This is a genomic window from Pseudodonghicola flavimaris, from assembly GCF_030164425.1.
GTDB lineage: Bacteria > Pseudomonadota > Alphaproteobacteria > Rhodobacterales > Rhodobacteraceae > Pseudodonghicola > Pseudodonghicola flavimaris.
The window spans coordinates 129,325-146,584 of the sequence record NZ_JASNJD010000010.1 but is presented as its reverse complement, the minus strand read 5'-3'; the positions used below and the strand labels follow the sequence as shown (position 1 = coordinate 146,584).

At 67.8% G+C, this 17,260-nt stretch carries 16 protein-coding genes; 13 read left to right on the top strand and 3 right to left on the bottom strand.

Features of this window, described 5'->3' with window-relative positions:
• Nucleotides 1-94 precede the first annotated feature (94 nt).
• Both QO033_RS14620 and QO033_RS14615 read left to right on the top strand, forming a co-directional pair.
• Entirely contained in the window at nt 95-823 is a 729-nt protein-coding gene (locus tag QO033_RS14620) for a UTRA domain-containing protein (RefSeq protein ID WP_284481722.1), read from the top strand.
• 225 nt (nt 824-1,048) lie between these two features.
• Nucleotides 1,049-2,263, top strand: a complete 1,215-nt coding sequence (locus tag QO033_RS14615; protein ID WP_284481721.1) for an aminotransferase-like domain-containing protein — start codon at nt 1,049-1,051, stop codon at nt 2,261-2,263.
• Nucleotides 2,264-2,333: 70 nt separating this feature from the next.
• Here the strand turns inward: QO033_RS14615 and QO033_RS14610 are convergent, their stop codons facing one another.
• The 3 genes from QO033_RS14610 to QO033_RS14600 all read right to left on the bottom strand — a co-directional run bounded on the left by QO033_RS14610 (nt 2,334) and on the right by QO033_RS14600 (nt 4,538).
• On the bottom strand, nt 2,334-3,317 hold the full coding sequence (locus tag QO033_RS14610; RefSeq protein WP_284481720.1) for an NAD(P)-dependent oxidoreductase: 984 nt from the start codon (nt 3,315-3,317) through the stop codon (nt 2,334-2,336).
• 157 nt (nt 3,318-3,474) lie between these two features.
• The gene (locus tag QO033_RS14605; protein ID WP_284481719.1) at nt 3,475-3,972 is read right to left on the bottom strand and encodes a flavin reductase family protein; all 498 of its coding nucleotides are present in this window, start codon (nt 3,970-3,972) and stop codon (nt 3,475-3,477) included.
• The gene (locus tag QO033_RS14600; protein WP_284481718.1) at nt 3,969-4,538 is read right to left on the bottom strand and encodes an NADPH-dependent FMN reductase; all 570 of its coding nucleotides are present in this window, start codon (nt 4,536-4,538) and stop codon (nt 3,969-3,971) included. The genes QO033_RS14605 and QO033_RS14600 overlap by 4 nt, the downstream gene beginning before the upstream one ends.
• Nucleotides 4,539-4,893: 355 nt before the next feature.
• Here QO033_RS14600 and ygiD point away from each other — a divergent pair, with 355 nt between their 5' ends.
• The 11 genes from ygiD to QO033_RS14545 all read left to right on the top strand — a co-directional run bounded on the left by ygiD (nt 4,894) and on the right by QO033_RS14545 (nt 17,243).
• The gene (ygiD, locus tag QO033_RS14595) at nt 4,894-5,718 is read left to right on the top strand and encodes a 4,5-DOPA-extradiol-dioxygenase (RefSeq protein WP_284481717.1); all 825 of its coding nucleotides are present in this window, start codon (nt 4,894-4,896) and stop codon (nt 5,716-5,718) included.
• 12 nt (nt 5,719-5,730) lie between these two features.
• Entirely contained in the window at nt 5,731-6,690 is a 960-nt protein-coding gene (locus QO033_RS14590; RefSeq protein WP_284481716.1) for a glutathione S-transferase family protein, read from the top strand.
• A 234-nt stretch (nt 6,691-6,924) separates the two neighbouring features.
• A complete protein-coding gene (locus QO033_RS14585) occupies nt 6,925-7,830 on the top strand; it encodes a metal ABC transporter substrate-binding protein (protein ID WP_284481715.1) in 906 nt (301 codons plus the stop codon).
• 31 nt (nt 7,831-7,861) lie between these two features.
• Nucleotides 7,862-8,803: a manganese/iron ABC transporter ATP-binding protein gene (locus QO033_RS14580; protein ID WP_407682117.1), complete on the top strand. Its 942-nt coding sequence runs from the start codon at nt 7,862-7,864 to the stop codon at nt 8,801-8,803.
• On the top strand, nt 8,800-9,669 hold the full coding sequence (locus QO033_RS14575; protein ID WP_284481713.1) for a metal ABC transporter permease: 870 nt from the start codon (nt 8,800-8,802) through the stop codon (nt 9,667-9,669). The genes QO033_RS14580 and QO033_RS14575 overlap by 4 nt, the downstream gene beginning before the upstream one ends.
• Nucleotides 9,666-10,511: a metal ABC transporter permease gene (locus tag QO033_RS14570; RefSeq protein WP_284481712.1), complete on the top strand. Its 846-nt coding sequence runs from the start codon at nt 9,666-9,668 to the stop codon at nt 10,509-10,511. The genes QO033_RS14575 and QO033_RS14570 overlap by 4 nt, the downstream gene beginning before the upstream one ends.
• A 169-nt stretch (nt 10,512-10,680) precedes the next feature.
• Nucleotides 10,681-12,228, top strand: a complete 1,548-nt coding sequence (locus QO033_RS14565; RefSeq protein ID WP_284481711.1) for a cbb3-type cytochrome c oxidase subunit I — start codon at nt 10,681-10,683, stop codon at nt 12,226-12,228.
• The gene (locus tag QO033_RS14560) at nt 12,225-12,845 is read left to right on the top strand and encodes a cbb3-type cytochrome c oxidase subunit II (protein WP_284481710.1); all 621 of its coding nucleotides are present in this window, start codon (nt 12,225-12,227) and stop codon (nt 12,843-12,845) included. Before QO033_RS14565 ends, QO033_RS14560 begins: the two co-directional genes overlap by 4 nt.
• The gene (locus tag QO033_RS14555) at nt 12,842-14,080 is read left to right on the top strand and encodes a c-type cytochrome (protein WP_284481709.1); all 1,239 of its coding nucleotides are present in this window, start codon (nt 12,842-12,844) and stop codon (nt 14,078-14,080) included. Before QO033_RS14560 ends, QO033_RS14555 begins: the two co-directional genes overlap by 4 nt.
• The gene (locus QO033_RS14550) at nt 14,070-15,095 is read left to right on the top strand and encodes a c-type cytochrome (protein ID WP_284481708.1); all 1,026 of its coding nucleotides are present in this window, start codon (nt 14,070-14,072) and stop codon (nt 15,093-15,095) included. The genes QO033_RS14555 and QO033_RS14550 overlap by 11 nt, the downstream gene beginning before the upstream one ends.
• 6 nt (nt 15,096-15,101) lie before the next feature.
• Nucleotides 15,102-17,243, top strand: a complete 2,142-nt coding sequence (locus QO033_RS14545; RefSeq protein ID WP_284481707.1) for a heavy metal translocating P-type ATPase — start codon at nt 15,102-15,104, stop codon at nt 17,241-17,243.
• Nucleotides 17,244-17,260: the final 17 nt, after the last annotated feature.

The window sequence follows — 17,260 nt, the reverse complement described above, 5'->3', positions numbered from 1 at the left end:
TCATCGCCCTTAGGTCGCCGCCGGCGCCGCTTTCCCCGCCTGGAAACTGTGGATATAACCGCGCAATGGCGCAGATCAGCCGACCGGATGCCCGATGACCGACCTTCTCTCAGCTGCCCCCGAGGACCCGCGCGAGCCGATGAGCTTTCGCGATATCAAGCAGGTGGTACTGGACCGGATCGAGAGCCGGGTCTGGCCGCCCGACAGCCTGCTGCCCAGCGAGAAGGATCTGGCGGAGGAGTTTTCCAGCACCCGCACCACGGTGAACCGGGCGCTGCGGGAACTGGCGGAGGAGGGCTATCTGGAACGCCGTCGCAAGGCGGGCACGCGGGTGCTGAACGCGCCGGTGCGTCAGGCGCGTCTGGCGATTCCGCTGGTGCGCGACGAGGTGGTGGCGATGGGGGCCAGCTATCGCTATGTCCTGGTCGGGCGGGAGGAACTGGCCGCGCCCGGCTGGCTGGCGGCGCGCTTCGGCCTGCCGCCGCAGGCGCGGGTCCTGCACGTCCGCTGCATGCATTTCGCCGATGCCCGGCCGTTCCAGTTCGAGGACCGGTGGATCGTGACCGACAGCGTCCCCGGCGTGCTCGAGGCCGATTTCAGCGCCATCGGGCCGAATGAGTGGCTGTTGCAGCGGGTGCCGGTGTCGAATGTGGAGCTGACCTTCTCGGCCAGCCGCGCCGGCGCCGAGATGGCGGAGTTTCTGGATGCCGCCCCGGGCGATCCGATCTTCACGGTGGAACGGATGACCTGGTTGCGCGGTGCGCCGGTGACCTTCGCGCGGCTCTATCACGTGCCGGGCTACGGGCTGACCACCCGGATCTGAGATGACCCGGGCAATGGCGGGCCGCCGGGTCAGCGGGGGGATGCCCGCCGTTGCGGCAACCGGCAGACAGAATATTTCGGCGCTATCACATTTTCACAGCCTTGCTATGCGTTTGCTGCTATGCGCTTGAACTTTTCTTCCAGATGGGGGAAGGCAGTCCGACTGAGATTTCCCCCCCGACAGGCAGAAACCTCCCGACCCGGGGGCGGTGAAGGAGAACGATCTATGGACTGGTCACAGGTGCTGGCCTCGCGCGCGCTGCGCATGAAGGCTTCGGAAATCCGCGAACTTCTGAAACTGCTGGACCAGCCCGACATCATTTCCTTTGCCGGCGGTATTCCCGATCCGGCGCTGTTTCCGGCGCAGGAGTTCTCTCAGGCGATGACCAACGCGCTGAGCGGCGAGGCGGCCAAGGTCGCGCTGCAATATTCGGTCAGCGAAGGCTATCTGCCGCTGCGCAGCTGGATCCGTGACCGGATGGAGCGGCTGGGCATCACCTGCACCGAGGATAACATCCTGATCACCTCCGGGTCGCAGCAGGCGCTGGACTACCTCGGCAAGCTGCTGCTCAGCCCGGGCGATACCGCGCTGGTGTCCTGGCCGACCTATCTGGGCGCGCTGGGGGCCTTCAACGCCTATGAACCGGTCTACGACCGGCTGTCGCTGCGCGGCAACCGCACCGCCGCGCAATATCAGGAGGCCGCGGCCGAGGCCGGCGGGCAGGTGAAGTTCGCCTATCTCTCCGCCGATTTCGCCAATCCCACCGGCCTGACCCTGACCCGGGAAGAGCGTGAGCGGCTGATCGACCTTTCGGACGAGATGAACTGCGCCATCGTCGAGGACGGTGCCTATCAGCAGCTGCGCTATGACGGTGAGCCGGTGCCGCCGGTGCTGGCGCTGGAAATCGAACGCAAGGGCGATATCGAGGCCTGCCGCACGGTCTATTCCGGCTCTTTCTCGAAAACCCTGTCGCCGGGTCTGCGGGTTGGCTGGGTCGTCGCCGCGCGTGAGGTCATCGACCGGCTGGTGCTGTTGAAACAGGCCGCCGATCTGCATTCCGCGACGCTGAACCAGATGGCGGTGGCCGAGGTGGCGGCGAAGGATTTCGACGGCCATGTCGCGCATCTGCGCGATGTCTACGGCCGGCGCCGCGATCTGATGCTGGACGCGCTGGCCCGCGAGATGCCCGAGGGCGTCAGCTGGACCCATCCGGAGGGCGGCATGTTCGTCTGGGTGGAACTTCCCGAGGGCATCGACGCCGCCGATCTGCTGGCCACCTCGCTCAAGACCGAGCGGGTCGCCTTCGTGCCGGGCCGGGCCTTCTATGCCGACGGCACCCATGGCAACACCCTGCGCCTGAGCTTCTCGCTGCACGAGAAGGAAAAGACCGACGAGGGCATCGCCCGTCTGGGTCGGTTGGTGCGGGAGGCCATGGCCTGAGAACCTGCGGCCCCGGGCGTCACCGCCGGGGGCCTGTGGTCCTTGCATCCGTCGGGTCGGCGCTGCGGCGTCAGTAGCCGCGATCGGTATCGACCAGATTCATCAGCGGCGCGCCAGCCATATAGGCGGAGAGATTGCTGCCCAGATCCTGCAGGAAGCCGGCCATGAAATCCGGGCTGACCCAGGAGATATGCGGCGTGATCGTCACCCCTGCCTGGGCATAGAGCGGGTGCCCGTCGGGCAGCGGTTCCGGCGTGGTGACATCCAGCACCGCACGACCCAGTTGCCCGGCCTCCAGCGCGGCGCAGAGCGCCTCCTGATCGACGATTTCGCCGCGCGCCACGTTGATCAGCACCAGCCCCGGCTTGGCCGCAGCCAGCAGCGCGGCATTGACCATATGCCGGGTGGCATCGGTCAGTGGCATCCCCACCACCAGATAATCGGAGGCGGCGAACAGTGCCTCGGGCGAGGCGGCGGGCGCGGCCAGCGTGTCGCTGGCGTCCCAGGCGCCGCGGCGGCTGGCCAGAACGGTCATCTCGAACCCCTGGGCGCGGCGGGCGATGGCCTGGTTGATCGCGCCATAGCCCAGGAGCCCCAGCGTCTTGCCGCTCAGGCTGCCGATCTCGGGGCGGGTCTTCCAGCTGGCCTCGTCGCGGACCACCAGATCGCGGAACCCCTTGGCGTGATCCAGCAGCGCCGCCATCACATATTCGGCGATCGCCCCGGCGGCGACACCGCGGCCGCAGGTGAAGGCGCGGCCGTCCATCAACCAGCGGGGATAGATCTCGACCCCCGCCGACAGTGTCTGCACCCAGCGCAGCCCGGCGGGCAGGGCGGCGGCTTCCTGCGGTGCCTTGCGCCAGCCGATGGAGGGGCGGGTGACCAGCACCTCGGTCTCTTCCGGCAGCTCCCAGGGCGGGGTCTCGGCATCGTAAAGGTCGATCACGACGGGCTCGGCGGGATGGGCGCGCAGGCTGGCGCCCACCTCGGCGTCGACCTGATTGACCACCACCGGGCGGCCGGTGGCGGAGCGGGGAGAGGAGGAAGATGTCATGGCGGGTCGTCTGTCTGTTGGGGGAGGGCCGCCTGCGAGAGACGGCGGTAGGATGCGCCTGCCCTAACAGACCGGGCCGGGCCGGAGAACCGCAAACCGCCCCATGGGCGGCGGGCGGCGGCCCGGGCGCGGCGGTCTGCCTGTCTTGCGGGCGCCGTCAGGCCGGGTGCAGCTGGCGATAGCGGCCTTTGAAATAGATCAGCGGGCTGTGGTCCTGCGCCGGATCGGCGGTGGCGAGCTGCAGCACCCGGCCGATCACCAGCCGGTGGTCGCCGGCTTCGTGTTCGGCGAAGATCTCGCAGTCGATCTGCAGCAGCGCTCCGGCGATCAGCGGGTTGCCGGCGGCGCTTTCGGTCCAGTCGACGCCGGACCAGCGGTCGCCGGACGAGCTGGCGAAGCCGTTCGAAAGCGCCTCCTGATCGGCGCTGAGCATGTTGACGGCGAACCGGCCCGAGGGGCGGATCCGGGGCCAGCTGTTCGACGCCTGCTTGACGCTGAAGGAGATCAGCGGCGGCTCCAGCGACACGCTGTAGAACGACTGGCAGGTGAAACCGACCGGGGCCGCGTCCTGCCTGCCGGTGATCACGGTGATGCCGGAGGCGTAATGGCCGAGCGCGTCGCGGAAGACACGCGGATCGATCGCGGGATGGGTCATTGGGGGGTGTCCGTCTTCTCTGTCTTGCCGGGGTGGATATCCTGCATCCGCGGGGCGGCGGCCTGCAGCAGCGGCACCATGCGGGCAAAGGCGCCGAGGGTCTCGGCGGCGAACCCGTCGATGATCTCTCCGGCGCGGTCCATCATCTCGGTGTTGAAGTAGAAACCGCGCACCGGCACCACCGCGCCCAGCTCGTGCAGCAGCGGGATCAGCGTCACGGTGGGGCCCATGGAATGGGCCATGCCGCCGCCGGTCATCAGCACCAGCGCGGTGGTCCGCTCCAGCCCGTTCTGCGGGTAGCGGTCGAGAAAGGCCTTGAGCAGCCCGGTATAGGTTGCCTTGTAGGTGGGCGAGGCGAAGACCACCAGATCGGAGGCCGCCACCCGGGCGTTGAGCGCGGCCATCTCCTCGGACGGCCAGGTGAACAGCGCAGCGGCATGATCGGCCAGCTCGACAACCTCGACCTCGGCCCGATCGGGGCCGAATATCCGGTCGATCAGCATCCGGGCCAGCCGGGCGGTGCGAGATTGCGGTTTGGGGTTCCCCACCACGAGGGTGATTTTCATGGTCTGATCCTTCTCGGTCCGATTCTCATCCGCGGCAATCGCGGGCTCTGGTCCGGGAGGGGAAGACAAGAGCCGCGATCCGGTAAAATGGAAATCCGCCTGAGAAAGTGTGGCCCGGCGGGGCAGCGACGGCTCATGTCGCGGTCCGTACCCTAGCGTCGCCGGCAGCGGTGTCAAGCCGGAGGGCAGGGCGGGCGGCGGCGCCCATTTCGTTCAATTGGGAACGTTTTGGGGATAATCATTCCATATAATCGCCATTTCATTCCGTGCTACCAGAGGCCATCTTGCCTTCAACGAAACCGGCGGGCGCCCTGGCGCCGCAGCCTCCCGAAACATCCCCGCGAAGGAGAACGCCATGAGCATCGCGCAGCAACTCAACCAGCTGAAAGACTCACTGAAGGCCTCCGACCGGATGCCGGTGGTCTTTCTCGGCCACGGCAGCCCGATGAATGCCATCGAGGACAACGAGTATTCCCGCAGCTGGTCGGCGCTTGGTCGCAGCCTGCCGCGGCCGCAGGCCATTCTGGTGGTCTCGGCCCACTGGATGACCCGCGGCTCGACGCTGGTGAATATTTCCGCCCATCCGCAGACCATCCACGATTTCTACGGCTTCCCGAAAAAGCTGTTCGAACAGCAGTATCCGGCTCCGGGCGCCCCCGATGTGGCGCAGGAGGTGGTCTCGCTTCTCGCCAGCCACCATGCCCAGGGCGATGATCGCTGGGGTCTGGATCACGGCGCCTGGTCGGTGCTGAAGTTCCTTTATCCCAAGGCCGACGTGCCGGTGTTCCAGCTCTCCATCGATATGAGCCGGCCGCTGGATTACCAGATCGAGATCGGCCACGCCCTGCGCGGCCTGCGCGATCGCGGCGTGCTGATCCTGGGATCGGGCAATGTGGTTCACAACCTCGGCGCGGTGCGCTGGGGGGCAGGTTCCAAGGCCTGGGACTGGGCCGAGGAATTCGACACGCTGTTCGCCGAACGGCTGGACGCCGGCGATCTGGAGCTGCTGAGCAACCGCCAGAAACTCGGCCCGCTGTTTCAGATGGCGCATCCTTCTGCCGATCACTACCTGCCGGCGCTGACCGTCGCGGGTGCGGCGGACGAGAAGGACGAGCTTCTGTTCCTGAGCCCGAAGATCGACCTCGGCTCGGTCTCGATGCGCAGTTTCGTCTATTACTGAGGAGCCGCCGCCATGCTTGTCGATGGGAAATGGACCAAGGACTGGACACCGGTGCAGAAGGCCGACGAAGAAGGCCGTTTCGTGCGCCAGGTGTCGAGCTTTCGCAACTGGATCACCCCGGACGGCGCCGCCGGACCGACGGGGGAGGGCGGCTTCGCGGCCGAACCGGGACGCTACCGGCTCTATGTCGCCTATATCTGTCCCTGGGCCTCACGGACGCTGATGGCCCGCAGCCTCAAGGGGCTGGAGGCGCTGATCCCGATCACCGTGGTCAATCCGACCATGACGGAAGAGGGCTGGAGCTTCGGCGGCTATCCCGGAGCCGATGCCGATCCGCAGTTCGGCGCCCGCTACATGCACGAGCTCTACACCCGGGCCGATCCGCATTTCACCGGCCGCGCCACCGTTCCGGCGCTCTGGGACATGAAGCGCAACGTGATGGTGAACAACGAAAGCGCCGATATCCTGCGGATGTTCGACACTGCTTTCGAACATCTGGTGCCCTCGGACCTGCGGCTCTACCCGCAGGATCTGGCCGCCGAGATCGACGCGCTGAACCCGCGCATCTACGACCAGCTGAACAACGGCGTCTACAAGGCCGGGTTCGCGTCCTCGCAGGCGGCTTATGACGAGGCGGTGGCCGGCGTCTTCGCGATGCTCGACGAGCTGGAGGCGCGGCTGGGCGGCGATTTCCTGTTCGGCGACCGGTTCACCGAAACCGATATCCGCCTGTTCGTCACCCTGATCCGCTTCGATGCGGCCTATCACGGGCTGTTCAAGACCAACCGCCGGCAGATCAGGGAATATCCCCGGCTCTCGGCCTATATGGAGCGGGTCCTGCGGCTGCCCGGGGTGCGCCAGACCGTGAACATGGATCACATCACCCGCGGCTATTTCTCGATCAAGGCGCTGAACCCGACCGGCATCCGTCCCGCCGGCCCGGGACATATCGAGGCGCTGCTCGCCGCCTGAAAGGGTGGGCAGGGGGCCGTTGGTCCCTTGCCCCCTGTCCGGACCGCCTGCGCCGCGGGCAACCCGGTGTCATTCGCGATCTGCATTCATTTTGAGAATGAATTGCACTTGCAGTTCTGCCGCGATCAGCTATCTCTGTTGGGGATAACTTCGGCCGTGGGCGGATTTGTCCGGGCTGGAGGCGGAAGACACAGGGATGACCTGGGGACAATCCGGGAAGGGACAGGGGCTGCGATGACGATCTCCTTCAGACTGACGGCGCTGATCGGCGCGACCGCCCTGTCGCTTGGTGCCGGGGCCGCTGCGGCCGGCGATCGGATGAAGGTGGTGACCACCTTCACCGTGCTGGCCGACATGGCCCGCCATGTGGCGGGGGAAGCGGCGGATGTGGTCTCCATCACCAAGCCGGGGGCGGAAATCCACGGCTATGAGCCGACGCCGCGCGATATCGTGCGGGCGCATGACGCCGATCTGATCCTCTGGAACGGGATGAATCTGGAGCTCTGGTTCCGGCAGTTTCTGGACAATCTGGGCGATGTGCCCTCGGTCACCCTGACCGAAGGCATCGATCCGATCCCGATCTCCACCGGCGCCTATGAGGGCAAGCCCAATCCACATGCCTGGATGGGTCTGGGCAACGCCACCATCTACATCGACAATATCGCCCGCGCCTTCGCTGCGCAGGACCCAGACAATGCCGAAACCTATGCCGCCAATGCCGAGACCTACAAGGCGGAGCTGCGCGCGGTGATGGAACCGCTGAAGACCAGCATTGCCGAGGTGCCGGAGGCGCAGCGCTGGCTGGTGACCTGCGAGGGGGCCTTCAGCTATCTCGCCCGTGATCTGGGGCTGAACGAGCTCTACCTCTGGCCGATGAACGCCGATCACACCGGCACGCCGCAGCAGGTGCGCGCGGTGATCGACGGGGTGCGGGCGCATGATATCCCGGTGGTCTTCTGCGAGAGCACGGTGAACACGGCGCCGGCCAAACAGGTCGCGCGGGAGACCGGCGCGCGCTATGGCGGAGAGCTTTATGTCGACAGCCTGTCGACCGCAGACGGGCCGGTGCCCAGCTATCTCGATCTGCTGCGGGTCACCACGCAGACGGTCGTCGACGGGCTGCGCGCGCCCGGCAACTGAGCCGCCAGCAGCCGGCAGGGAGAGAGCGATGATGACCAAGGACAGCCCCACGCCCCCGCCGACCGACAGAGGGCCGGTTGCCGCGACCGGCGCTGGCGGCGACACGGAGCCCGGGGCAGAGATTGGCGGCGGCATCCGCGCCCGCGACGTTACCGTCACCTATCGCAACGGCCATACCGCCCTGCGCCGGGCCAGTTTCGACATCCCCCGTGGCACCGTCACCGCGCTGGTGGGGGTGAACGGCGCCGGGAAATCCACCCTGTTCAAGGCGATCATGGACTTCGTTCCGCTGGCGGCCGGCGATATCCGCCTGCTGGGAATGAGCGTGAAGGAGGCGTTGCGGCGCAACCTCGTCGCCTATGTGCCGCAGGCGGAGGAGGTCGACTGGTCGTTCCCGGTGCTGGTCGAGGATGTGGTGATGATGGGCCGCTACGGCCACATGGGGTTTCTGCGCCGGCCGCGCGCCGCCGATCGCGCCGCGGTGGCGGCGGCGCTGGCGCGCGTCGGCATGCAGGATTATCGCCAGCGCCAGATCGGAGAGCTGTCCGGTGGTCAGAAAAAGCGCGTCTTCCTGGCCCGTGCCCTGGCGCAGGAGGGGCAGGTTATCCTGCTCGACGAACCCTTTACCGGCGTCGATGTGAAGACCGAGGAGCAGATCGTGGCACTGCTGCGGGCGCTGCGCGACGAGGGGCGGGTGATGCTCGTTTCCACCCACAACCTCGGGTCGGTGCCGGAGTTCTGCGATCGCACGGTCCTGGTGAAGGGCACCGTGCTGGCCTCGGGCCCGACCGAGACGACCTTCACCCGCGACAATCTGGAGGCGGCCTTCGGCGGGGTGCTGCGGCATTTCACCCTTGGCGGCGCGGCGCTGCATGACGACGACGATCCGCGGCAGGTCACCATCCTGACCGACGACGAACGGCCGCTGGTGCGGTACGGCGGCCGCACCCGGCGGGTGGACGACGCCGGATGAGCCCGCTGCTGGAGCCCTTCACCTATGGCTATATGACCAACGCGATGTGGGTGTCGGCGCTGGTCGGCGGCGTCTGCGCCTTTCTCTCCGCCTATCTGATGCTGAAGGGCTGGTCGCTGATCGGCGATGCGCTGTCGCATGCGGTAGTGCCGGGGGTGGCCGGGGCCTATCTGCTGGGGCTGCCCTTTGCGCTGGGGGCGTTCCTGTCCGGTGGGCTGGCGGCGGCGGCGATGCTATTTCTGTCGGACCGCTCGGGGCTGAAGATCGACGTGATCATCGGCATCATCTTCACCTCCTTCTTCGGGCTGGGGCTGTTCATCGCCTCGGTCAACCCGATGGCGGTGTCGATCCAGACCATCACCATGGGCAATATCCTCGCCATTTCTCCCGGTGACACGCTGCAGCTGGCGCTGATCGGCTTTCTGTCGCTGGCGGTGCTGATCGTCCGATGGAAGGACCTGATGGTGGTCTTCTTCGACGAGGATCACGCCCGCTCCATCGGGCTGCGGCCGGGGCTGCTGAAGGCGGTGTTCTTCGTGCTGCTGTCGGCCTGCGTGGTGGCAGCGATGCAGACGGTGGGGGCGTTTCTGGTGGTCGCCATGGTGGTGACCCCGGGGGCGACCGCCTATCTGCTCTGCGACCGGTTTCCGCGGCTGATCCTGACTTCGGTGACGATCGGTGCGCTGACCAGCTTCCTCGGCGCCTATCTCAGCTATTTCCTCGACGGGGCCACGGGGGGCATCATCGTCGTGCTGCAGACCGCGATCTTTCTGGCGGTGTTCGTCTGGGCCCCCAAGCATGGGATGCTGGCGGCGCGGCGCCGCGCGGCAGAGGCGCTGATACAGGGCCCGGAGGCGGAGCGATGAACGAGACGCTGCTGCTGCCGTTCCAGTTTCCCTTCATGCTCAACGCCTTCTGGATCGCGGCGATGGTGGCGGTGCCGACCGCTCTGCTGTCGTGCTTTCTGGTGCTGAAGGGCTGGGCGCTGATGGGGGATGCGGTCAGCCACGCGGTGCTGCCCGGCATCGTTCTGGCCTATGTCCTCGGGCTGCCGCTGATCCTCGGGGCCTTTGCCGCCGGCATGGTGACGGCGCTGGCGACCGGCTTTCTGGCGCAGAACAGCCGGGTCAAGCAGGACACGGTGATGGGGGTGGTCTTCTCCGGCATGTTCGGGCTGGGCATCGTGATCTATGTCTCTATCCACACCAACGTGCACCTGGATCACATCCTCTTCGGCAACATCCTCGGGGTGGGGGCAGAGGATCTGTGGACCGCGGGGGGCATTTCGCTGCTGGTGTCGGCGGCGCTCCTGCTGAAATGGAAGGACCTGATGCTGCAGGCCTTTGATCCGGCGCAGGCGCGCGCCTCCGGTCTGGCCGTGGGGCTGCTGCACTACGGGCTGCTGACGCTGCTGTCGCTGACCATCGTCGCGACGCTGAGCGCGACCGGGCTGATCCTGGCGGTCGGGCTGCTGATCGCGCCGGGTGCCATCGCCTTTCTCCTGACCCGGCAGTTCGCCCATATGCTGGCGATCGCGGTGGCGGTCTGCCTGGGCGCGATGCTGGGCGGTGTCTACCTGAGCTTCTTTCTCGACAGTGCGCCGGCGCCGACCATCATCCTGATCCTCTCGGTGCTTTTCATCGCCGCCTTTCTGCGCCGCAGCCGCCAGATCCGCCGGGCCACATCGGATGTCGCCGCCGGGGAGTGACGCTGGGACCGGGCAGGGATCAACGCCCCGGGCCGAGATTTCCCGCCGTTTCTTAAGGTTCACTTAAGCTAACCCGTAAAGAAGATCTCACAGACATGTTTTCTCGGGCGACTCCGCGCCGGTTCCGGCCGTGCGGAGCCGTCCCAGCTCTTTGGGACACTTACGGACGATGCCACTTACGATCGGGCTCCTTCTGGGCCTCAGCTTCGTCGTCTCGGTTCTTGCGCTGGCCTTTCTGATCTGGGCCGTCGCGACGAGGCAAATCACAATGCAGAAGGGGGATGCCGCCACGGTCTTCGGGGCCGAGGGCGCCGGCCATCCCGACGTCGATGGCACCCATCTGTTCGATACCACCGGCATTGACCGGATTTCCGCCAGGCCGGTGCTGGTGCTGATCGCCGCCGCGATCTTCTGGCTGGTGGTCGGCTCGCTCTTCGGGGTGGGGGCCTCGCTCAAGCTGCACTGGCCCGACTGGCTGACCGGCTCGGCGCCGCTGACCTTCGGTCGGATGCGGACGCTGCACCTGAACCTGGTGATCTATGGTTGGCTCAGCCAGGTCGGCATCGCCGGGATGATGTGGATCCTGCCGCGCATCTTCCGCACGCCGCTGAAGATGCCGGGGCTGCCGCTGGCCGGTGCGGTGATCTGGAACCTGACCGTGGCCGCCGGCGGTTGGGCCATCGCCACCGGCTGGACCGATGGCGAGGAATGGCTGGAGATCCCCTGGCAGCTCGACATCCTGCTGGCGCTGGCGGGCGTGTTCTTCGTGCTGCCGATGATCCAGACCGCGCGCAAGCGTGAGGTGCACCATATCTATGTCACCGGCTGGTATTTCCTGGGTGCGATGATCTGGTTTCCCTTCCTCTTCATCGTCGCCAACCTGCCCGGCATCCACTACGGCGTGGAAGAGGCCACCACAAACTGGTGGTTCGCCCATAACGTTCTGGGCCTGTGGCTGACGCCGCTGGGGGTGGGGACGGCCTATTACTTCATTCCCAAGATCATCGGCAAGCCGGTCTATTCCTACGCGGTGTCGCTGCTGGGCTTCTGGGGGCTGGCGCTGTTCTACAGCCAGGTGGGCATCCACCACCTGATCGGCGGCCCGGTCCCGACCTGGGTGGTGACCCTGTCGGTGGTGCATTCGGTGATGATGTTCATCCCGGTGATCGCGGTGGCGGTGAACCAGCATGTTACCGTCGCCCGCAACACCTGGGCGCTGAAACAGTCGCTGCCGCTGCGCTTCATCGCCTTCGGGGCGCTGATGTATACCTTCGCCTCCTTCCAGGGCTCGATCGAGGCGCTGCGCTCGGTCAACACGATCACCCACTTCACCCATTACACCATCGGCCACGCGCACCTGGGCGCCTATGCCTTCGTGTCGATCGTGATGTTCGGGTCGGTCTATCACATCATGCCACGGCTGCTGGGGCGCGAGTTCGCCTGGCCGGGCCTGATCCGGGCGCATTTCTGGCTCGTGGTGCTGGGCTTCGCGATCTACTTCTTCGCGCTGTCGATCGGCGGCGTGTTGCAGGGGCTCGCCATGCTGGATGCCACCCGTCCCTTCGCCGAGAGTGTGATCCTGATGAAACCCTATCTCGAGGCCCGCTCCATCGGCGGCTCGATGATGACGCTTGGTCACATCCTCTTCGCCCTCAACTTCATCGGCATTCTGCTGGCCCGTCCCGGCACTGCCGCCAAACCCGTGGTTGCCGAATGAACCGCTATCTTCCTCTCGCTCTTCTCGCCTTCGGCATCCTCGCCTTCGCCACGCTGATGCTGGTGATCGCGCCGGGGGTCCAGATCGCTCGTCACAGCGTGCCGCCGCAGCTCGAACCCTATACCGAACAGCAGGCGCGGGGCCGCGCCCAATATGTCGGGCTGGGCTGCGTTTACTGCCACAGCCAGCAACCGCGCTCGCCGGATCAGGCGCCCGACGGGGAACGCGGCTGGGGCCGCCCGGCGGTGGCGGCCGACTATGTCTATGACCAGCCGCACCAGCTGGGCACCATGCGCACCGGACCCGATCTGCTGAACGTCGGCGCCCGCCTGCCTTCCGAGGCCTGGCAGCTGACCCATCTCTACCAGCCGCGGGCGATCTTCGGCTGGTCGGTGATGCCGGCCTATCCCTTCCTCTTCGAGATCAAGCCCGCGGCCGAGCCCGGCGATACCGTCGTGGTGCTGCCCGAGGCCTTCGCGCCGGAGGCGGGCGTGGTCGTCGCCCGGCAGGAGGCGCTGGATCTGACCGCCTATCTGCTGTCGCTCGACCGGACCTATCCGGCGCCGGCCGATGCGCTGCGCGATGAGGGCTATGCCACCATGGAGAGCGGATCGTGACCCGGAAACCCACATCTTCCGACCATATCGTCGACGAGAAATTCGAACCCTGGGAACGCAATGGCCGGATGCCGCTGCCGGTGGTCTGGGTCGCGGTGGCCCTGGCGATCTGGGGCACAGGAACGTTGCTGACCACCTCGGGCGGAGCGCCGGAAACCGCGGTCGAGGCCGCAGTTCAGCAGGATCGCCCGGTCGATGCCCCTGACAGCGGCGCGGCGCTCTTCGCGGCCAATTGCGCCACCTGCCACCAGCCCAACGGCTCCGGTGTACGGCTGGCGGTGCCGCCGCTGCGCGGCTCGGAATTCCCCGCCCAGGGGCCGGAGCTGGTCGCCAATGTGCTCTTGCGCGGCATCGACGGGCCGATCCGGGTCGACGGTCATGACTACGACGGTCATATGCCGAGCTTCTCCGCCGCTTTCGGCGATGCGGAAATCGCCGAACTGGCCAGCTATGTCGCCGCCACCTTCGGCGACCGCGATGACGGGGTCGACACCGCCACAGTGGCCGATCTGCGCGCCAGGGCCGTCGGTCAGGGCACCTGGTCGGGCGGCGAGGCGCTGGCGGCGGCCTATCCCGGCCTGCCGCCACAGCCGGCGTTTTCCAGCGCCAGCGTGACGCCGGTCTCTGCCGATGTCTCCGCCCTGATCTTCGAGGGGCGGGACGACGTCTGGGCCTGCGCCAGCTGCCACGGCGATCTGGGGCAGGGGGTGGAGAATACCCCGCGTCTCTCCGGTCTGTCGGCCGATTACATCGCCAAGCAGCTGCGCGATTTCCAGACCGGCACCCGGGCCAACGAACACATGAGCTTCGTGGCCAAGGGGCTGACGGAGGCCGATATCGCCGGGCTCGGCGCCTATTACGCCGGGCTCAGCGTGCCCTCGACGGCAGCGCCGATACTGGGCGGCGATCTGAAACGCGGCGAGACGCTGGCGCTGGTCGGCGACTGGGATCTGGGCGTGCCCGCCTGTTTCTCCTGCCACGGGCCCTCGGGTTTCGGCGTGGCGCCGAACTTCCCGGCGCTCTCGGCCCAGCAGGCGCCCTATACCGCCAGTCAGCTGGCGGCCTGGGCGGGCGGCCATCGCGCCAATTCGCCTTTGAGCCTGATGGATCAGATTTCCAAAGGGCTTTCCACCGACGACCGCCGCGCGGTTGCCGATTACCTGGCCTCGCTTCCCGCCGTTCCGGCCGGGTCGACCGGGGCCGTCGCAAAGGAGGGGGATGGACATGACCTCTGAGAACCCTGAGACCGGCCGCACGGTCAAACGCACGATCTATGCCCTGGCCGGAGGTCTGGTGCTGGTCGCCGCCGGCGCCCTGGCGCTGGAAAGCGGTCTGGTGCCGGGCTGGATCAGCGGCCGCGCCAAGGTGGCGCAATCCGCCACCGATCCCACCTATTTCCAGCCCCCGACCGAGGCGGAGATCCCCGACGGTCCGAACGGTGACGCGATCCGCCGCGGCCGCGAGATCTTCATGAACACTGCCACCAATGCCGGCGAATTCGTCGGCAACGGGCTGGCCTGCGCCAACTGTCACCTCGACGCGGGCAAAGAGCCGCTGTCGGCGCCGATGTGGGCGGCCTGGGGCCAGTACCCGAAGTATCGCGGCAAGAACAAGATGATCAACACCATGGAAGACCGGGTGATGGGCTGTTTCACCTATTCGATGAACGCCCAGCATTCGGTGGCCGGCCATCCGCCGCCGCATGGCCATGACATCTATCGCGATCTGGAGATCTATTTCTCGTGGCTGGCGACCGGCGCACCGAACCGCACCAAGATGGCCGGTGCCGGCTTCGGCACCGTCGCCAAACCCGAAGGCGGCTATTCGCTGGAGCGTGGCAAGGCGGTCTTCGCCGAGAACTGCGCGGTCTGCCATGGCGCCGACGGGCAGGGGCAGACCGATATCAACGGCCGCATCGTGTTCCCGCCGCTCTGGGGGCCGAACAGCTTCAACTGGGGCGCCGGCATGGGGCGGATCAACACCGCCGCCGCCTTTATCAAGCACAACATGCCGTTGTCGCAGCCGGGCAAGCTGACCGATCAGCAGGCCTGGGACGTGGCCGCCTATATCGACAGCCACGAACGGCCCAAGGACCCGCGCCAGAAATCGGGGATGAGTGTCGAGGAGGTCCGCGCCACCTTCCACAAGAACGAGGACAGCTGGTACGGCAAGGAGATCGACGGCGTTCTGGTCGGTGTCGGCACGCCCGAGCCCGAACGCCCGGTCGGCGCCCCGGAGAACGAGGGCTGATCGCCGATGCGGCGGCTCTTCGCGATTGACGGTCTGGCCTGCGCGGGATGCGCGCGCGGGCTGGAAAACCGGCTCTCGGCCCTGCCGGGGGTGAATCGGGCCGGGGTGCATTACCTCACCGGGTCGGCGCTGATCGACTGGGACGACACCGCGCTGAGCCCGGAGGCGCTGGCCCGGGCGACCGCGGCCGCGGGCTACCGGATGATCGAACGACTGCGGCCGGAGGAGACCTCCGCCGCCCTGGGGCGGGAGATTCATCGGCTGGGCGTGCGGTTGGCGGTGGCGGTGGTGGCCGGCATGTGGTCGATGCTGCCGGCCATCGTGATCTATCTCACCGATCTGTCGCCCACAGTGTCCTGGTGGCTGGCACTGGCCTCGGGGATCTTTGCGCTGCCGGTGGTGTTCTGGGCCGGGTCCGGCTTTCTCTGGATGGCCTGGCGGTCGATCCGGCTGCGCAGCCCGGGCATGGACCTGCTGGTCAGCATCGGTACACTGTCGGCCTGCCTCGCGTCGGGCTGGGCGCTCTGGCAGGGGCAATCGGTGGTCTGGTTCGACACTGCCACCATGCTGGTGACGCTCCTGCTGTTCGGCCGGCTGGTCGATGTGGTGACCCGCCGCCGCGCCATCGACGCGCTGAGCGCGATGGAGGCCGCGGCGCCGGAACTGGCGCGGGTCGAAACCCCCGACGGCTGGCACACCCGCCCCTGCGCCGAGGTCGCACCGGGCCAGCGGGTGGCGGTGGATGCCGGCGCCCCGATCAGCATGGACGGGGTGGTGGTCTCGGGCCGGAGCCAGGTGAACCGCGCGGTGTTGACCGGCGAGACCCGCCTGGTGCCGGTGGGGCCGGGCGACCGGGTCGAGGCCGGCGCGCTGAACCTGGGCCAGCGGCTAATCCTTCGGGTCGAGCGCGCCCATGGCGATCGCGAGATCGACCGGATGGGCGGTGCCATCGCGCTGGAAATTGCCCGCCGCGGAGCCGCCCGCTCTGTCGCCGATACCTGGGCGGAGCGGCTCTCGATCGCGATCCCGGTGCTGGGGGGGCTGGCCGGTCTGGCCGGTCTTCTGCTGGGGCTCGGGCCGGAGGAGAGCCTGCTGCGGGCGCTGACCCTGCTGGTCGGGGTCTGTCCCTGCGCGCTCTCCATCGCGCTGCCCCTGGCACAGATGCGGGCGGCGCAGGTGGCGGCGGAGGGCGGGCTGCGGCTGCGCGATCCCGAAGGTTTCGCCGCCCTGGCCCGGGCCCGCAGCATCGTGTTCGACAAGACCGGCACGCTGACCGAGGGCCGGCTGCGGGTTGCCGCGCTGCGGCCCGCCGACGGCTGGAGCGGGACGGATCTGCTGGCCCTGGCGGCGCGGGCGGAGACCGGCATTCGCCATCCGATCGCCGAGGCCATCGTCACCGCCCATGGGGGTGAGCTGGGCGAGGGGGGGCAGCGGTTGCCGCGCGGTGCCGAGGCCCGGACGCCGGAGGGCGGTCAGGTGCGGGTGAGCGCCGGCGCCGAACAGGGGCTGGAGGGGCGCAGTTGGCTTCAGGTCACGCTGGAGGGCCGCCCGGTGGGAGAGATCGCGCTGGCCGATACCCCGGCCAGGGGCGCCGCCGAGATGATCGCCTGCCTGCGGGCCGAGGGGCTGGCGCTGCGCATCGCCACCGGTGACGGGGCCGGGGCGGCGATGGGGTTGGCCCGCGATCTGGGGCTGAGCCCGGCCGAGGTGCGGCACGGCTGCACCCCGGCCGACAAGGTGGCGTTGATCGAAACCCTGCCGAAACCGGTGATCTTCGTCGGCGACGGCGTCAACGACGGGCCGGCGCTGGCGGCGGCCGAGTGCGGCATCTCGGTCGCCAGCGCCCATTCGGCCGCCGCCCAGACCGCCGATGTGGTGGTCACCGCCGGCGGGCTCGACCGGGTGCTGGCGGCACGGGCGCTGTCGCGGCGCTTCGGCCGCATCGCGCGGGAGAACCTGGTGCTGGCGCTGGCCTATAACGCGGTGATCGTCCCGGCGGCCTTCACCGGCGTTCTGGGACCGGCGGCGGCGGCGCTGGCGATGCTGGCAAGCTCGGTCTCGGTGGTGCTGAACAGTCAGCGGCTGGGCAGTAGGGCGGGCGCCGGTCCCGGCGCCGACACGGCGACGGTGCTGCCGGTGACCGGATGACCGCTGCCTCCGCCCGG

Coding starts and splice junctions, on each gene's coding strand:
- QO033_RS14620 (WP_284481722.1), top strand. CDS start 95: ATGACCGACCTTCTCTCAGCTGCCCCCGAGGACCCGCGCGAGCCGATG.
- QO033_RS14615 (WP_284481721.1), top strand. CDS start 1,049: ATGGACTGGTCACAGGTGCTGGCCTCGCGCGCGCTGCGCATGAAGGCT.
- QO033_RS14610 (WP_284481720.1), bottom strand. CDS start 3,317: ATGACATCTTCCTCCTCTCCCCGCTCCGCCACCGGCCGCCCGGTGGTG.
- QO033_RS14605 (WP_284481719.1), bottom strand. CDS start 3,972: ATGACCCATCCCGCGATCGATCCGCGTGTCTTCCGCGACGCGCTCGGC.
- QO033_RS14600 (WP_284481718.1), bottom strand. CDS start 4,538: ATGAAAATCACCCTCGTGGTGGGGAACCCCAAACCGCAATCTCGCACC.
- ygiD (WP_284481717.1), top strand. CDS start 4,894: ATGAGCATCGCGCAGCAACTCAACCAGCTGAAAGACTCACTGAAGGCC.
- QO033_RS14590 (WP_284481716.1), top strand. CDS start 5,731: ATGCTTGTCGATGGGAAATGGACCAAGGACTGGACACCGGTGCAGAAG.
- QO033_RS14585 (WP_284481715.1), top strand. CDS start 6,925: ATGACGATCTCCTTCAGACTGACGGCGCTGATCGGCGCGACCGCCCTG.
- QO033_RS14580 (WP_407682117.1), top strand. CDS start 7,862: ATGACCAAGGACAGCCCCACGCCCCCGCCGACCGACAGAGGGCCGGTT.
- QO033_RS14575 (WP_284481713.1), top strand. CDS start 8,800: ATGAGCCCGCTGCTGGAGCCCTTCACCTATGGCTATATGACCAACGCG.
- QO033_RS14570 (WP_284481712.1), top strand. CDS start 9,666: ATGAACGAGACGCTGCTGCTGCCGTTCCAGTTTCCCTTCATGCTCAAC.
- QO033_RS14565 (WP_284481711.1), top strand. CDS start 10,681: ATGCCACTTACGATCGGGCTCCTTCTGGGCCTCAGCTTCGTCGTCTCG.
- QO033_RS14560 (WP_284481710.1), top strand. CDS start 12,225: ATGAACCGCTATCTTCCTCTCGCTCTTCTCGCCTTCGGCATCCTCGCC.
- QO033_RS14550 (WP_284481708.1), top strand. CDS start 14,070: ATGACCTCTGAGAACCCTGAGACCGGCCGCACGGTCAAACGCACGATC.
- QO033_RS14545 (WP_284481707.1), top strand. CDS start 15,102: ATGCGGCGGCTCTTCGCGATTGACGGTCTGGCCTGCGCGGGATGCGCG.